The sequence below is a fragment of the Paraburkholderia azotifigens genome, assembly GCF_007995085.1.
GTDB lineage: Bacteria > Pseudomonadota > Gammaproteobacteria > Burkholderiales > Burkholderiaceae > Paraburkholderia > Paraburkholderia azotifigens.
The window spans coordinates 132,812-149,102 of record NZ_VOQS01000001.1 but is presented as its reverse complement, the minus strand read 5'-3'; the positions used below and the strand labels follow the sequence as shown (position 1 = coordinate 149,102).

At 60.4% G+C, this 16,291-nt stretch carries 13 protein-coding genes; 6 read left to right on the top strand and 7 right to left on the bottom strand.

From position 1 onward, the window contains the following. The first annotated feature begins 153 nt into the window (after positions 1–153). Entirely contained in the window at positions 154–687 is a 534-nt protein-coding gene (locus FRZ40_RS00690; RefSeq protein WP_028369581.1) for a hypothetical protein, read from the top strand. Positions 688–825: 138 nt separating this feature from the next. On the opposite strand, the gene FRZ40_RS00685 is transcribed toward FRZ40_RS00690, so the two are convergent. From FRZ40_RS00685 to FRZ40_RS00650, 7 genes are all read right to left on the bottom strand, one after another. Further along, positions 826–2,376 (bottom strand): 2-isopropylmalate synthase, encoded by a 1,551-nt coding sequence (locus FRZ40_RS00685; protein WP_147232991.1) that lies wholly within the window; start codon positions 2,374–2,376, stop codon positions 826–828. 1,214 nt (positions 2,377–3,590) lie between these two features. Further along, the gene (pssA, locus tag FRZ40_RS00680; protein WP_028371305.1) at positions 3,591–4,463 is read right to left on the bottom strand and encodes a CDP-diacylglycerol--serine O-phosphatidyltransferase; all 873 of its coding nucleotides are present in this window, start codon (positions 4,461–4,463) and stop codon (positions 3,591–3,593) included. Between the two features lie 20 nt (positions 4,464–4,483). Beyond that, complete coding sequence (locus FRZ40_RS00675) at positions 4,484–5,122, bottom strand: phosphatidylserine decarboxylase (RefSeq protein WP_028371306.1); 639 nt, start codon at positions 5,120–5,122, stop codon at positions 4,484–4,486. 118 nt (positions 5,123–5,240) lie between these two features. After that, complete coding sequence (gene ltrA / locus FRZ40_RS00670) at positions 5,241–6,941, bottom strand: group II intron reverse transcriptase/maturase (RefSeq protein ID WP_147232990.1); 1,701 nt, start codon at positions 6,939–6,941, stop codon at positions 5,241–5,243. 1,121 nt (positions 6,942–8,062) lie between these two features. Beyond that, positions 8,063–9,112 carry a ketol-acid reductoisomerase gene (gene ilvC, locus FRZ40_RS00660; protein WP_167528632.1) on the bottom strand — a complete coding sequence of 350 codons (1,050 nt, stop codon included), beginning with the start codon at positions 9,110–9,112 and terminating at the stop codon, positions 8,063–8,065. Between the two features lie 66 nt (positions 9,113–9,178). Next, entirely contained in the window at positions 9,179–9,670 is a 492-nt protein-coding gene (ilvN, locus tag FRZ40_RS00655) for an acetolactate synthase small subunit (RefSeq protein WP_007588180.1), read from the bottom strand. A gap of 114 nt (positions 9,671–9,784) precedes the next feature. After that, entirely contained in the window at positions 9,785–11,548 is a 1,764-nt protein-coding gene (locus tag FRZ40_RS00650; RefSeq protein ID WP_028371307.1) for an acetolactate synthase 3 catalytic subunit, read from the bottom strand. Between the two features lie 419 nt (positions 11,549–11,967). On the opposite strand from FRZ40_RS00650, the gene FRZ40_RS00645 reads away from it, so the two are divergent. The 5 genes from FRZ40_RS00645 to FRZ40_RS00625 all read left to right on the top strand — a co-directional run bounded on the left by FRZ40_RS00645 (position 11,968) and on the right by FRZ40_RS00625 (position 15,932). Beyond that, complete coding sequence (locus FRZ40_RS00645) at positions 11,968–12,531, top strand: RNA polymerase sigma factor (RefSeq protein WP_028371308.1); 564 nt, start codon at positions 11,968–11,970, stop codon at positions 12,529–12,531. Then, on the top strand, positions 12,528–12,959 hold the full coding sequence (locus FRZ40_RS00640) for a DUF3619 family protein (protein ID WP_147232988.1): 432 nt from the start codon (positions 12,528–12,530) through the stop codon (positions 12,957–12,959). The genes FRZ40_RS00645 and FRZ40_RS00640 overlap by 4 nt, the downstream gene beginning before the upstream one ends. A 17-nt stretch (positions 12,960–12,976) precedes the next feature. Next, a complete protein-coding gene (locus FRZ40_RS00635; RefSeq protein WP_147232987.1) occupies positions 12,977–13,735 on the top strand; it encodes a DUF3106 domain-containing protein in 759 nt (252 codons plus the stop codon). A gap of 57 nt (positions 13,736–13,792) precedes the next feature. After that, positions 13,793–14,326, top strand: coding sequence for an RDD family protein (locus FRZ40_RS00630; protein ID WP_147232986.1), 534 nt, complete (start codon positions 13,793–13,795; stop codon positions 14,324–14,326). Between the two features lie 652 nt (positions 14,327–14,978). Beyond that, positions 14,979–15,932, top strand: coding sequence for an IS5 family transposase (locus tag FRZ40_RS00625; RefSeq protein ID WP_147232985.1), 954 nt, complete (start codon positions 14,979–14,981; stop codon positions 15,930–15,932). Positions 15,933–16,291 lie beyond the last annotated feature (359 nt).

Here is a 16,291-nt window from a genome sequence, read left to right as displayed (position 1 = left end):
CGGATCATAGGACGGCGCACGGCCTGCAAGCAAGCGCGTCGGAGGCGAACGCACGCAGCAACACGCGAAGCGCCCAAAATCTTTTCACGCGACGCGTGTCAAAATATCTGCTCAGGACAATAACAACCGTCATCGACCGCCAACGGAGGTGTCATGCTCAACCGCCCCTCATCCGCGCGATCCGTGCGCCAGGCGCGCGGCGCGCTTGCCGCACTCGCCTGCGCCCTCGTGCTCGCGGGATGTGCGCAGCCCTGGCAGAACTACCAGGCGGGCGCGGATCAGTCGACGATCATCGCCCGCCTCGGCCCGCCGCGTGAAGTCTACGACCTGCCGAACGGCGGCAAGCGCCTGATGTGGCCGACGCAGCCGATGGGCGAAACGACGACGGCCGCCGACATCGACGCGTCCGGCAAGATCGTCAACGTGCGACAGGTGTTGCAGCCGAACGAGTTTTATCGTGCGGAAATCGGCAAATGGACGCGCGATGACGTGCTCGTGAACTTCGGGCGCCCCGTCGAAACGAATTATTTCCCGCTGATGAAGCGCGAAGTCTGGACGTATCGCTATCAGGAAGACAACGTCTGGTACATGATGTACAGCTTCTATTTCGACGATCAGGGCATCCTGCGCCTGACCCAGAAGACGCCCGATCCGCTGCACGATCCCGACCGGCGCAGCTTGTTTTAAGCCTGGGTTACCGCTCGAGTGAAAAGCCGCCTCGCGAGGCGGCTTTTTTCATGAGTCGATGAATCGACGGCAACAAAAAACCCCGCCGCAGCGGGGTTTTCTCATTTCGGCTCGCCGCACAATGAGCGCAGCAACCTGCTAGATGTCCGCGCGTTGCGGGTTCAGCTTGTCTGCTCCCGCATACAGGCGGTTCAACGCCGAAATATAGGCCTTCGCCGAAGCCGCGACGATATCCGGATCCGTGCCGACGCCATTCACGATGCGGCCTGCCTTCGACAGGCGCACGGTCACTTCGCCCTGTGCCTGCGTGCCCGTCGTGATCGCGTTGACCGAGTACAGCAGCAGTTCCGAACCGCTGCCGACTTCCGTTTCGATTGCGTTGAAGGTCGCGTCGACAGGGCCGTTGCCGTTCGCCTCGCCGATCACTTCCTTGCCCTCGACCGAGAACGCGATGCGCGCGTGCGGGCGCTCGCCCGTTTCCGAGTGTTGCGACAGCGACACGAACTTATAGTGCTCCTTCTCCTGCGCTTCGGCCGACTCTTCCGTGACGATCGCAATGATGTCTTCGTCGAAGATTTCGGCCTTGCGGTCCGCGAGTTCCTTGAAACGCTGGAACGCGAGATTCAGTTCGCTTTCGCTGTCGAGCGTGATGCCGAGTTCCTGCAGGCGCTGCTTGAACGCGTTGCGGCCCGAGAGCTTGCCGAGCACGATCTTGTTCGCGGTCCAGCCCACGTCTTCCGCGCGCATGATTTCGTAGGTGTCGCGCGCCTTGAGCACGCCGTCCTGGTGGATGCCCGACGCGTGCGCGAACGCGTTCGCGCCGACCACGGCCTTGTTCGGCTGCACGACGAAGCCGGTGATCTGCGACACGAGCTTCGATGCCGGCACGATCTGTGTCGTGTCGATGCCGAGATCGAGGCCGAAGTAATCCTTACGGGTACGCACGGCCATCACGATTTCTTCGAGCGACGTGTTACCCGCACGCTCGCCCAGACCGTTGATCGTGCATTCCACCTGGCGCGCGCCACCGATCTGCACGCCCGCGAGCGAATTCGCGACGGCCATGCCGAGATCGTTATGGCAGTGCACCGAGAAGACGGCCTTATCCGAGTTCGGAATGCGCTCGCGCAGCGTCTTCACGAGGTTGCCGTACAGTTCCGGCACGCCGTAGCCGACGGTGTCGGCGATGTTGATCGTCGTCGCGCCTTCCGCGATCACGGCTTCGAGCACGCGGCACAGGAAGTCCATGTCCGAGCGGCTGCCGTCTTCGGGCGAAAACTCGACGTCGTTCGTGAACTTGCGGGCGAAGCGCACAGCCAGTTTGGCCTGCTCGAACACCTGTTCCGGCGACATCCGCAGCTTCTTCTCCATGTGCAGCGGCGACGTCGCGATGAAGGTGTGGATGCGGAAGTGGTCGGCGGGCTTGAGGGCGTCGGCGGCACGCTGGATGTCCTTATCGTTCGCGCGTGCGAGCGAGCAGATCGTGCTGTCCTTGATCATGCCGGCGATCGTATGGATCGCGTCGAAGTCGCCGTTTGAGCTGGCGGCGAAACCGGCCTCGATCACGTCGACTTTCATCCGTTCGAGCTGCTTCGCGATACGGATCTTTTCTTCCTTCGTCATCGACGCACCGGGCGATTGTTCGCCGTCGCGCAAGGTCGTGTCGAAAATGATGAGCTTGTCTGCCATCTCGGGTCTCCAGGGGGATTCGGTCAATTTGAATTGGAAAACGGAATTCGAGTGTTTGCGCCGCAACCGCTGGCGACGCTAGACGACGAACGAGGCAGACGGAGGGCGAAAACGATCAGCGCGGCAGGCGCGCTAGCGCTAGCTCGCCTAGTAGCGGCGCGCTGGCTTGAAGAGACAGGAAGGGGAACTTGGAAAGTGCCATGCCAGCGACTATAGCGGCAATCCTTGAAACGTGCAATTGTTTGCCCTGCGGGCAGTTTTTGGGTTTTTGCCTTTCGGTGAGTGTCCGCGATGCGTCTGTGTTTTTTGTGTTTGCGCGGTTGGCCTTCGCGGGGCGAGACGGTTTTCGCGCGGGCATCCGCGGTTGGCCCTCGCGGGGCGAGGCGGTTTTCGCGCGGGCATCCGCGGTTGGCCCTCGCGGGGCGAGACGGTTTTCGCGCGGGCATCCGCGGTTGGCCCTCGCGGGGCGAGACGGTTTTCGCGTGGGCATCCACGGTTCGCCCTCGCGGGGCGAGACGGTTTTCGCGCGGGCATCCGCGGTTTCATATCGGTGCTTCAGGCGTTGCCCCTGTGCGGGGCGGCACTTACTTTCTTTGCCGCCGCAAAGAAAGTAAGCAAAGAAAGCGGGCTAACCCCGCGAATGCTAGTTGTTGCCTGCGGGCCCCCCACGGGTCCCGCACTTCACACGGCAACCCACTGTCTCACGCGAGTTGCCAGCGTACTAACTCACGCCTCACCCACTTCACCTTCCCGCGTCACGTTTCGCTTTACCAGAAAGTCCCCGGCCGCCCAGGTGGCAAACTGTGTGTAGGCCGTCGTGATGGAAGTGCACCACTCCGGACTGAAAAGCGGATCGGTGTCGTAGGAGCGCCGACGCATACGGTGCGACAGGCTACACACCGTTTGCCACCTGGGCTGCACAAACCGTTCGCTGCCGCTGGCTGCGCTACGGGTGATCGAAGTGGGTGATGCGCCTGTTCAAGGCGCTGGTGACATGCGTGGAAAAGTGCGTTGCCGTCTGGAGTGCGGGACCCGACGGGGGCCCGCAGGCAAAAAACGAGTACTGGCGGTGTGAGCGGCTTTCTTTTGCCTACTTTTCTTTGCCGCGGCAAAGAAAAGTAGGTGCCGCCCCGCACAGGGGCAACGCATGCAGCACCGATACGAAACCGCGGATGCCAGCAAAAAAAAAGCGCCGCAGGCATCAAGCCAAATCCTTATCCAGGCCGCTGCGAGGACCGAGCAGGATTCCCCATGCCCCGCACCGCGCGGTACCCCCAGAACACGTACCCGGAAAAGCCATACAGCACGAAGAGGCCAAACAGCATCAACGGTGGATCTGAAGACACGAGCACAAACGCGACCACCACCAGCAGAATCGCGGCAAACGGCACGCGATGCCGCACATCCAGCGCCTTGCCGCTATAGAACGGCGCGTTCGACACCATCGTTACGCCCGCGTAAATGGTCAAGGCAAACGCAACCCAAGGCAGCCACACGAGCTTCAAAGGCACGCGATTATCAGTAGCGAGCCAGACAAAACCCGCGATCAGCGCAGCGGCAGCCGGACTCGGCATACCCTGAAAAAACCGCTTGTCGACAACACCGATATTCGTGTTGAAACGCGCAAGGCGCAGCGCCGCACCCGAGCAATAGACGAACGCCGCCAGCCAGCCCCAACGGCCCAGATCCTTGAGAATCCACTCGTACATCACGAGCGCCGGCGCGACGCCAAACGACACCATGTCCGACAGACTGTCGAACTGCTCGCCGAACGCGCTCTGGGTATGCGTCATGCGCGCGACGCGCCCGTCCATGCCGTCGAGCACCATCGCGACGAAGATCGCGATCGCGGCGACTTCGAAACGCACGTTCATCGCCTGCACGACGGCGAAGAAACCGCAGAACAGCGCGGCCGTCGTAAATGCATTCGGCAGCAGATAAATGCCGCGCTTGCGCAGAAACTGCTGCCGCGCGGCACGGCGGCTGTCGATCACGGATTCCGCGACCACGGGTGGTTTGTTACGCCGGAACGGACGCGGCTGCGGCGAACCGCTGCTACGAGGACGACGCGGTTTGAATGCGGCCATCGAACCCTCCCTGTGCCGCTTTATAGCTCAGCCAGAATCGTGGACGACGCCGACACCTTCTCGCCGATCGACACACGCGGGCGGCTGCCCATGGGCAGATACACGTCGACCCGCGATCCGAAACGGATGAAGCCATAACGCTGGCCGCGCGTGAGCGGCTCGCCCGCGCGCACGTAGCAGAGGATGCGTCGCGCGATCAGGCCGGCAATCTGCACGGACGTCACGGTCGCGCCGCTCGCCGTTTCGATGACGATTGCGTTACGTTCATTTTCCGTCGATGCCTTGTCGACCGCGGCGTTCAGATACGCGCCCGGGAAATATTCGACCTTCGAAATCGCGCCATCCACGGGCGAACGCTGCGAGTGCACGTTGAACACATTCATGAACACGCTGATCTTCAGCGCTTCGCGGTTCGCGTAGGGATCGTGCGCCGTCTCGACGGCGACGATGCGGCCGTCAGCCGGGCACAGCACCGCGTTGGCCTGCGTCGGAATGGGACGCGCCGGATCGCGGAAAAATTGCACGACGAACAGGAGCAACAGCCAGAAAATCCAGGCAATGCCGAACCCTGCGACGAAGTGGATCAACAACGCAACGACGGCCGCGATGGCGATGAACGGCCAGCCTTCGCGCGCGATGATCGGATGGGGGTAATTCATAAGGTTGGGTTCAGTCTTTTGGAGGGTAGCCCCCCTTCTTCGCAGAAGGAGAGCCCCCTAAGAACCGTACGTGCGAGTTTCCCCGCATACGGCTCCAATCTACAAACAAAGCCCAGTCTTACGACCGGGCCGGCTTAGTTAGCGCGATTCTACCTACATGCACTTGCCGGTGACAGTCGGGATGCAATAGCACTCGATTGAAGAGGGCGTCTGAACCGCCATGCACCCGATATTCCAGATGATGGTTGTGCCAGCCTGTCTCTCGCGTCAGAGCGCAGCCGCAATGCGCACACAACCCGCTTTGCGACATATATAACGAGATCCATTGCTTGCGATGCCGCATTGAGCCTTCCATGCGTGCCTGCCGCAACTGCTCGCCATACTGTTCCCAATCAGGATCAAAGGGATTGAAGTCGCCTTTGATCTTCCGATGCCGCCTAATTGATGTACCGCGAAGCTGGTACAACTCGCTCAGGCCTGCGCTGCCATCGTCTCGAACCACAGGGACAGCAAAGATCCAATGTCGGTTGCCGTCGGAGCGAAAGTATTTCTCTCTCACCCACTCGGCACCCTTGTTGGGATGTCGCCGCTTTGACCACCACCAGAGTCTCCTGAAAATCAGAGACTCCATGCGGCTGTACGCCTGCTTGGCTACTACGGGGCTGTGATACCGCGCCCATCCACGTAGCATAGGATTCAGCAGTCGGATCAGATCCTCGTGCTTCACCGTCTTGTTACCACTGATCGCTTCCGACACCTTGCGATAGAACGTCTGCACGTTCTTCTTGCTCGGTTTGATGAGCAGCTTCCCCGAATACTTCCGGAAATTCCACCCAAGGAAGTCGAAACCTTCGTCAATGTGGGTGATCCGCGTTTTCTCCTCCGACAGTTGCAGTCCCCGAACAGCGAGGAATGCTTCCACCCAAGGCTTAATCTCGCTCTCCAGTACCTCTTTCGAGTCGCCTGTAATCACGAAATCATCCGCGTACCGCACCACATTCACTTTCAGCTTCTTGGCTTTTGCGATTCCCAACTTCGCACCGAGGTACGAAACCAATTCTCGTTCCAGCCCGTTCAGCGTCACGTTAGCCAGCGTCGGGGAGATGATCCCTCCCTGCGGCGTACCGGCCTCAGTCGCCTGTAGCTGCCCCTTGTAAATCAGGCCAGCCTTCAACCATTTCCGGAGGATCTCCTTGTCCATCGGGACATTGGCGATTAACCAGTCGTGGTTGATCCAGTCAAAACAGCCTTTGATATCCGCTTCCAGCACCCATTGGGCAGAGCCCTTCTGGGACATGGCGACGAATATTTGCGACATGGCATCGGCAGTCGAGCGGTTAATCCTGAACCCATAGGAGTTCGGGTCGCTCGTCGATTCCGACACCGGCTCCAGTGCCAGCAGATACAGGGCTTGCATCGCCCTGTCCCGCATGGTCGGAATGCCCAAAGGGCGCTCCTTCCCATTGGCCTTGGGGATAAAGACTCTCCGTAATGGCAGAGGCTTGTATCCACGCCGCTTTAACCTGCCGACGGCTTCCCATCGGCTCTCAGGCGAATCCCACAGTTCGCGATCGACTCCCGCCGTTCGCGCACCCTGGTTCTGCGTAACACGTCGTACCGCATACAACTTTGCGGACAACGTGCGGGTCAGCATCCGTTGCAAAGCTTTCACCCTGCGCCAGTCACCTTCCCGCGTCGCCTTCGCAATTCGAATCTGCATCCCTCTCACGTTCCGTTCGACTCGACGCCAATCTACGGCGTACCAGTTGTCAGGCACGTGGGAAAGCGCAGATCCATCCTTTCGGACAGATACTTTCATGCTGCTCTCCTACCTTGGGTTGATCATTCCCATAGCAGAAGGCGCATCTTCCCCAGCGGGGTAGATACACCCCGCTGGGGAACAACAGTTGAACAAATATGGGCGCATGCGCCCATAAGTCATCCATGTACTACGCACGGACGGAAACGCCCGTGTCTCACCAAGTCTTAAGGTCTGCCAGCCATCTTGCGACGGTAGACCAGACGGAAGTCTGCCCGCTTTCACGTGGGGTAATGTCTCAACCCCTATCCGGACCATTACAGCCCGGCATTCGCTTTCTCCGTCATCCTCTACCCGCACCGTCAACAGCATTCCTTGCGGTCTACCTGCCAGCCCAAAAGAGCTGGCAACGATACGGGCTTACCGTGTTCCCGGCCTGTCACACGACTGAAGTAGGTTCTGCCTATCCCCCGGTGGTCTTCAGACGACGTAACCCGAATTTCAAGCGAGTTATCCGACCACACACCCTTTTGGTTAATGCCTATCAGCAGCTTTGGCATCGTCCTACTTACGAGGTTTATCAGCAGTTCACTTCCGTTAACCGTTTCAGCCAGCCTAGCGCCTCGACCCCATCGCTGCTAGGAGTCTCCGAATGACTGTTTCACAACAGGCATTCACCCAAATTTCGGGGGCTACATTGTCAGAGAAGCTTCACACCCCACCGTTACCAGTGACGCATGTCCTCCTAGGCTACTGCTGGTCGCACAGCAGGTTCTCTACTTCACAGGGGTGTTCTCCCTAGAAGTTGAACAATGACAAACCGAGCTTGCGCTCGACCTACCCTGAAATCACATACCCCAATCCGCTTTGTTAGCGGAGTTGAAGCCGCTAACTGGGCGGAACCTGACGGTAATCAGGTCAATGCAATTACGCACAAGAGTCATAAGACTCCAACGCGTCTAAGGCTACGATTCCAAGCCAGACAGCGCCCAGTCTCGTTTGCTACACAAGGGGTGGCCACAAGGTGCCACCAATGGGACGGCTTTCGCCGTCCAGTCGATGCGACTCACGTCGCACTGAAAACCGTAGGATAGCAAAAGCCGTCCAGGGTTCAGCACACCTGGACGGCTTTTTGACGCTTCCGGCGCATTTCGTGCGCCGGAGTGCGAAAAACGGGCAGATTAGTTCTTCGACTGATCGACCAGCTTGTTCTTCGCGATCCACGGCATCATCGCGCGCAGCTTCGAGCCGACCTGCTCGATCTGGTGCTCGGCCGTGATGCGGCGACGCGATTGCAGCGTCGGCGCGCCAGCGCGGTTTTCGAGGATGAAGCTCTTCGCGTACTCGCCCGTCTGGATGTCCTTCAGGACTTCCTTCATCACCTTCTTCGTGTCTTCCGTGATGATGCGCGGGCCCGTCACGTACTCGCCGTACTCGGCGTTGTTCGAGATCGAGTAGTTCATGTTCGCGATACCGCCTTCGTAGATCAGGTCGACGATCAGCTTCAGTTCGTGCAGGCACTCGAAGTACGCCATTTCCGGCGCGTAGCCCGCTTCGACCAGCGTTTCGAAACCGGCCTTGATCAGGTCGACCGTACCGCCGCACAGAACCGCCTGCTCGCCGAACAGGTCGGTTTCCGTTTCTTCACGGAAGTTCGTTTCGATGATGCCGGCACGGCCGCCGCCGTTCGCCGCTGCGTACGACAGCGCGATGTCGCGTGCTGCGCCCGACTTGTCCTGTGCGACCGCGATCAGGTGAGGCACGCCGCCGCCTTGCGAGTACGTGCCGCGCACCGTGTGGCCCGGCGCTTTCGGCGCGATCATGATGACGTCCAGATCCGCGCGCGGGATCACCTGGCCGTAATGCACGTTGAAGCCGTGCGCGAATGCGAGGGCTGCGCCCTGCTTGGCGTTGGCGTGCACTTCCTTCGCGTAGACTTCGGCGATCTGCTCGTCCGGCAGCAGCATCATGACGACGTCTGCGCCCTTCACGGCTTCCGCCACTTCCTTGACCGTCAGACCTGCGTTCTCAGCCTTGCTCCACGATGCGCCGCCCTTGCGCAGACCGACCGTGACGTTCACGCCGCTTTCCTTCAGGTTCAGCGCGTGCGCATGGCCTTGCGAGCCATAGCCGATGATGGTGACCTGCTTGCCTTTGATGAGGGAGAGGTCGGCGTCCTTGTCGTAGAAAACTTTCATGTCTGTTCCTTGGCGATATTCAGAAAAATTCAAAGCTGCGTGTGTATGTTGCGTGGAACCGGACGTCTGACGCAACGCCCGGCTCCGATCGAACTGCGGTCAAACCTTCAGGATACGCTCGCCGCGCCCGATACCCGAACCGCCCGTGCGGACCGTTTCGAGAATCGCGGTGGCGTCGAGCCCTTCGATGAACGCGTCGAGCTTCTCGCTCGCGCCCGTCAGTTCGATCGTGTAGGTCTTTTCGGTGACGTCGATGATGCGGCCGCGGAAAATATCCGACATCCGCTTCATCTCCTCACGTTCCTTGCCGACCGCCCTTACCTTGATCAGCATCAGCTCGCGTTCGATGTGGGCGCCCTCGGTCAGGTCGACCACTTTCACCACCTCGATCAGGCGGTTCAGATGCTTCGTGATCTGTTCGATCACGTCGTCCGAGCCAATGGAAACGATGGTCATGCGCGACAGCGAACGGTCTTCGGTCGGCGCTACCGTCAAGGTTTCAATGTTGTAGCCGCGTGCGGAGAACAGGCCGACCACGCGCGACAGCGCGCCCGGTTCGTTTTCCAGCAAAACGGAAATGATGTGTCTCATGATGTTCGCTTCTTCCAGATGTCGATATATGCGATGCGTGCGTTCCATGCCGCTTCGTCCGCTCTCGCCCTTTGTGGAGACGTGCATGACGAAGCCGGCGCTGGAAGGCGCTCGTTATAGATCTTCCGACCCGAGGAGCATCTCCGTGATGCCCTTGCCGGCCTGAACCATCGGCCAGACGTTTTCGGTCGGATCGGTCTGGAAGTCGAGAAACACCGTGCGATCTTTCAGGCGCAGTGCTTCCTTCAGCGCCGGTTCCACGTCAGCGGTCTTTTCGATCCGCATGCCGACGTGGCCGTACGCTTCGGCGAGCTTCACGAAATCGGGCAGCGCATCCATGTACGAATGCGAATAGCGCTTGCTGTATTCGATCTGCTGCCACTGGCGCACCATGCCCAGATAGCGGTTGTTAAGCGAAATGATCTTGACGGGCGTCTCGTACTGCTTGCAGGTGGACAGCTCCTGGATGCACATCTGGATCGAGCCTTCGCCCGTGATACACAGCACGTCGTCATCCGGATGCGCCATCTTGACGCCCATCGCAGCCGGCAGGCCGAAGCCCATCGTGCCGAGACCGCCGGAATTGATCCAGCGACGCGGTTTGTTGAAGCGATAGAACTGCGCCGCCCACATCTGGTGCTGGCCGACGTCGGAACACACGAAGGCATTGCCGTCCGTCAATTCCCACGCCTTTTCCACCACGTATTGCGGCTTGATGATGTCGCTATTGCGGTCGAACTTCAGGCAGTCTTTTGCGCGCCAGGCTTCGATGTCCTTCCACCAGTCGGCGAGCGCCGCGGTGTCGGGACCATGCTCGGCCGTCTGCAACTGTTCGATCAGTTCCTTCAGCACTTCCTTCACGTCGCCGACGATCGGAATATCGACCTTCACGCGCTTCGAGATCGACGACGGGTCAATGTCGATGTGAATGATCTTGCGCGGACGCGACGAGAAGTGAGCGGGGTCACCGATCACACGGTCGTCGAAACGCGCGCCGATCGCGATCAGCACGTCGCAGTGCTGCATCGCCATGTTGGCTTCGTACGTGCCGTGCATGCCGAGCATGCCGAGGAATTTCTTGTCCGCTGCGCGATAGCCGCCCAGGCCCATCAGCGTGTTCGTGACGGGATAGCCGAGCAGATCGGCGAACTGGTTCAGTTCGCGCGACGCATCCGCGAGGATGATGCCGCCGCCCGTGTAGATATACGGACGCTTCGCCGACAGCAGCAGCGCAACAGCCTTGCGGATCTGGCCCGAGTGGCCCTTCGTGACCGGGTTGTACGAGCGCAGCGACACGCTTTTGATCGGCTCGTACTGGCACGGCGCCTTCGACACATCTTTCGGAATGTCGATCAGCACAGGGCCGGGACGACCGGTGCGTGCAATGTAGAAAGCTTTCTTGACGGTAGCGGCGAGATCGCGCACGTCCTTCACGAGGAAGTTGTGCTTCACGCAAGGACGCGTGATGCCGACCGTGTCGCACTCCTGGAACGCATCCTGGCCGATCGCGGCAGTCGGCACCTGGCCGCTGATGATGACCATCGGGATCGAGTCCATGTAGGCCGTCGCGATGCCCGTCACCGCATTGGTGACGCCGGGACCGGAGGTCACGAGGCAGACGCCGACCTTGCCGGTCGAGCGTGCGTAGGCGTCGGCGGCGTGAACCGCGGCCTGCTCGTGACGCACGAGGACGTGCTGGAATTTGTCCTGCTTGTAAAGCTCGTCGTAGATGTAGAGTACCGAGCCGCCGGGATAGCCCCAGACGAATTCGACCTCTTCGTCCGCCAGTGCCTTCATGAGCACGGTAGCGCCGATAGAGTCAGCTTCGTGATGTGGAGTGGTATCCGACGTGGAGAATTCCGCGCTGGGCATATTCATCGTTCACCTTTCGAATTTTCGGCAAAAAATTGATCGGGTGCTCTCTGCCGGGCTTGTGGCTCGGGTTCAAGCGGCGCGTCCAGTTTGACAGGAAGGCTTCTTGGGCCAACCTCAAATGAGACAAGTCACTTATGTTGCGAACCGTAGACGATATCTACGATATGTCCGATGGTCAAGCAAATATTTCCATGATTGACGGCTATCGCCCTTCCGTCGTCAACTTCTGACCGTTTTTCGGGTGGCTTACGCGACCTCGGCCAGATGGCCGGAAACGCAACGGAGCGCGGCTGAAGGCTGATTGCAAGGCGTCTGGGTGGCGCGTTTTTCCCCTGGATCGGATGAAAGTTTGTTAGCATCCGCGAGTTTTACGACATTTTTCGACCGATTCCGCGCACATTCGCTGCGCCGACCCCCAACGGATGGCATCAGAAAAGGAACTCGCCGATTTTCTGGCGGGCGTCGAAAGGCGCGCGTTCAAGCAGACGGTCTACGCCGTGCGGGACGACGACGCGTCTCTCGATATCGTGCAGGACGCGATGATCAAGCTCGCCGAAAAATACGGCGACCGTCCTGCCGCTGAGCTGCCGCTTTTGTTTCAGCGTATTCTCCAGAATGCGATGCACGACTATTTCCGTCGGCAGAAGGTGCGCAACACCTGGGTGAGCCTGTTTTCGTCACTGGGCAACGCCGACGACGAAGACTTCGACCCGCTGGAGACGTTCGAAAGCCAGGACGGCGCGACGGGAGTCGAAAGCAGCGAGCAGCAGCTCGAGCGCGAACAGGTTCTGCAGTTGATCGACGACGAAATCCAAAAGTTGCCGGCACGTCAACGGGAGGCGTTTCTGATGCGTTACTGGGAAGATATGGATGTCGCTGAGACTGCTGCCGCGATGGGCTGCTCGGAAGGCAGTGTGAAAACACACTGTTCGCGAGCCACGCACACCCTGGCGCATGCGCTCAAGGCCAAAGGAATCACGCTATGAGCTCCGCTCTCGAAACAAAAGAAATCGAGTTTGCGCGGCAGCTTCGCCGTGCGCTCGACGAAAACGCTGCCCGTATTCCATCCGCTACGACCGACCGGCTCGCCGCCGCGCGCCGTGCCGCCCTCGCACGCAAGAAGCCTGAAACCGTGCAGGCGCCTGCGTTCGCGCCTGTCTTCGTCGGCGCCGGCACGCTCGCCCACCTGCCGCAGCCGGAAGGCTCGCGCCGTCTGCCACGCCTGCGCAAGCTCGCGCTCGCATGGCCCGTGCTTGCGCTGGTGATTGGCCTCGCGGGTATTGCGTGGTGGGAAGACCACCAACGCACGGCCGAACTCGCCGATATCGACGCCGCCATGCTGAGCGACGACTTGCCGCTCAATGCCTATCTCGATCACGGGTTCAACGCGTACCTGACGCGCAACAACCACTGACCGGGGAGAGTTGACGGGTGAGTTACAAGCGCGGCCTAGCCGTTGTGTCCGGATGCGTGATTGCAGCCTTGGTGTCATTCGCCGCCACCTATCCGCGCTTTTACCCGGAGCCCACGCCCGTCGCGGCGCCTGCGGGCGGCACGCCCGCGAAAGCGCCCGCCCCGGCGCTGACAGTCGAGCTGCCGGGCCTGCCCATCTCTGCCAGCCCGCTCGCGTGGTCGAAACTGACCAATGCCGACCATGTCGCGCTCGCGCCGTTCGAAACGCAATGGGACGGCTTCAGCGAAGAGCGCAAGCGCAAGTGGCTGAAAATCGCCTCACGGTATCCGAAGATGACGCCGGAAGCGCAAAAGCGGCTGCATGAGCGCATGGCGGAATGGGTTCGCATGACGCCGGAGCAGCGTCGGGTTGCACGCGAAAACTATCAGGTGTCGAAGGAACTGCCGCGCGAGGCGCGCCAGAATGCCTGGAAGGCGTATCAGCAGTTGCCTGAAGAGCAGAAACAGAAGCTGGCGGCCAGCGAGCACAAGCGCCGGCCGACCGTCGTCAGCGCGCCGCCATCGGGCAAGTCCGAGATCAAGGACATCAACCGGCTCGTGAACGGCAAGGACAAGCTCGCAAGCGTGCCGATGCCGCCGGCGACGGCAGGCGCTTCCGCAGGCGTTGCGGCGCCTGCGCAGGGCGCGCCCGCCATCCCCGCTGCCGGCAGTTTCGTGCCGGCGACGCCGACGCCCGTTTCGCCTTCCGAAGCGCCGTCCATCTTCAACGGCTCATAATCTTCCTTTCCGAGCTCGCGCCGCGCGGGCTCATCAACGGCAACGGAGGCCCAGCCCGTGTCCACATCCGTCGACTCCGCAGCCGTTCCGCCCCAACCCGAATCTTCCGAACCGTCCGTGCCGACTGTGCGCCGGCGTCTCGCCACGCTGATGTACGAAGGCGTGCTGCTGTTCGGCGTCGTGTTCTTCGCGGGCTATCTGTTCAGCACGCTCACGCAGCAGCGCAACGGGCTCGTGCATCACAACTGGCTCGCGGCGTGGGTGGGACTGGTGGTCGGCGTGTACTTCGTGTGGTTCTGGACGCACGGCGGCCAGACGCTGCCGATGAAGACCTGGCGTCTTCAGATTGTGGGCGCCAGGGGTGGCGCGAAAGTGTCGGTTTGGCGCGCTGTTTTGCGGTATGTGTTGGCCTGGTTGTGGTTCTTGCCGCCGCTGGCTTTGCATCCCTTGCTTGGCTTATCTGTGCCGCAGACGCTCGGGCTTGCCGGTGTCTGGTTTGCTTTGTATGCAGGTGTTGGTCGGCTTGGCGCCGGGCGGCAGTTTTTGCATGATCGGCTTGCGGGGACTAAAGTCGTCACCGCCCATCGTTGAGTTGCTGTTTTTGTCTGCGACGCAGTCGCTATTCTTTGCTTTTTGCTGTGGTGGCATCCGCGATTTCATATCGGTGCTGCATGCGTTGCCCCTGTGCGGGGCGGCACCTACTTTTCTTTGCAGCGGCAAAGAAAAGTAGGCAAAAGAAAGCCGCTCACACCGCCAATTCTCGGCAACGCAGTTTTCCACGCATGTTGCCAGCGCCTTTAACAGGCTCATCACCCTCTCCAGTCACCCGTAGCGCAGCCAACGGCAGCGAACCGTCTGCGCCGCCCAGGTGGCAAACGGTGTGTAGGTTGTCGCACCTTACGCGTTGGCGCTTCTACGACACCGATCCCGCTTTTCAGTCCGGAGTGGTGCACTTCCATCGCGACGGCCTACACACAGTTTGCCACCTGGGCGGCGGTGGACTTCCTGGTAACGCGGTAAGTGACGCGGGCATGCGAAGTGGGTGAGGCTTGAGTTAGCACGCTGGCAACGGCGTGAGACAGTGCAATGCCGTGTGGAGTGCGGGACCCGACGGGGGCCCGCAGGCAACGACTAGCACTGGCGGTGTTAGCCCGCTTTCTTTGCTTAGGAATCTCTGCAAAAGTCCTGGCGTTGATGTGAGGTTGGACTATCCTGGGATCAGGAGAATTCATGGAGTGGCGTGATGACACAACTTGGTCTTGGTCTGGATCTGTCGACGAAGCGCACCCGCAAGCGCGAGTTTCTCGATGAGATGACGCGCGTGGTGCCGTGGCAGAAACTGATTGCGCTGATCGAGCCACACTATCCGAAAGGCAAGACCGGCCGTCCGCCGTTTCCGGTCGCAACGATGTTGCGCATTCACTTCATGCAACAATGGTTCAGCCTCTCGGACCCGGCGATGGAGGAGGCGCTGCACGACATACCGCTGTACCGGGAGTTCGCGCTGCTGGGCACGGGTATGACGCGGCTGCCTGACGAGAGCACGATCCTGCGATTCCGGCACCTGCTTGAGGCCCATGAGCTGTCGGCCAGAATGCTGGCGACGGTCAACGAGATCCTGCAGGCGAAGGGCCTGATGCTCAAGGTGGGCTCGGCGGTCGACGCAACGCTGATTTCGGCACCCAGTTCGACGAAGAAGGCTGGCACGCGAGACCCCGAGATGAGCCAGACGCAAAAGGGCGGCAGCTGGTACTTCGGTATGAAGGCGCACATCGGAGTCGATGTGGAGTCGGGGCTGGTGCATACCGTCAAGTGCACGCCGGCAAATGTTCACGACATCACGGTGGCGCATGAACTGTTGCACGGCGACGAGCAGGTTGCGTTTGCCGATGCGGGCTACGTGGGCATCGAGAAGCGAGGCGAAACGGGTGCCGTCCAGTGGCACGTGGCGATGAGGCCGAGCAAGCGAAGAAAGCTGGACAAAAGCAAGCGGCTCGACAGAATCTACGAGAAAGTCGAGCGGCTCAAGGCGGGCGTGCGGGCGAAGGTTGAGCACCCGTTTCGGGTGCTCAAATGTCAGTTCGGCTATCTGAAGGCGCGGTATCGGGGACTGGCGAAAAACACGGCGCAGATCGAAACGCAGTTCGCGCTGATCAATCTCTGGCTGGCTCGCGGGGTGCTCGGTAAAGCGAAATGAAGGGCGAAGACGCCCCCCCAAAGGCGCAGCGTCCATGCGCAAGATGCGACCGGCATCGGTTCAACACAGCGTGAATGAGGACGCGAATTCCACTCCGCGCGTGCCAGTTAGAGATCCTAGGGAGAAAACGGGTTGTTCAGACCTTCCCTTACTTTCTTTGCGGCGGCAAAGAAAGTAAGTGCCGCCCCGCACAGGGGCAACGCTAGCAAACCAGAGACATAACGCGGACGCCAGCGCAAAGCAACAAAAAGCAAAGACCGGCGACTAGCGTCGCAGACAAAAAACACTACGGCAACACGCGTCGGCCACGCACCCGCACGGCATCGAACCGACAGTTCGCCCTGCGTAATAAGAACTTC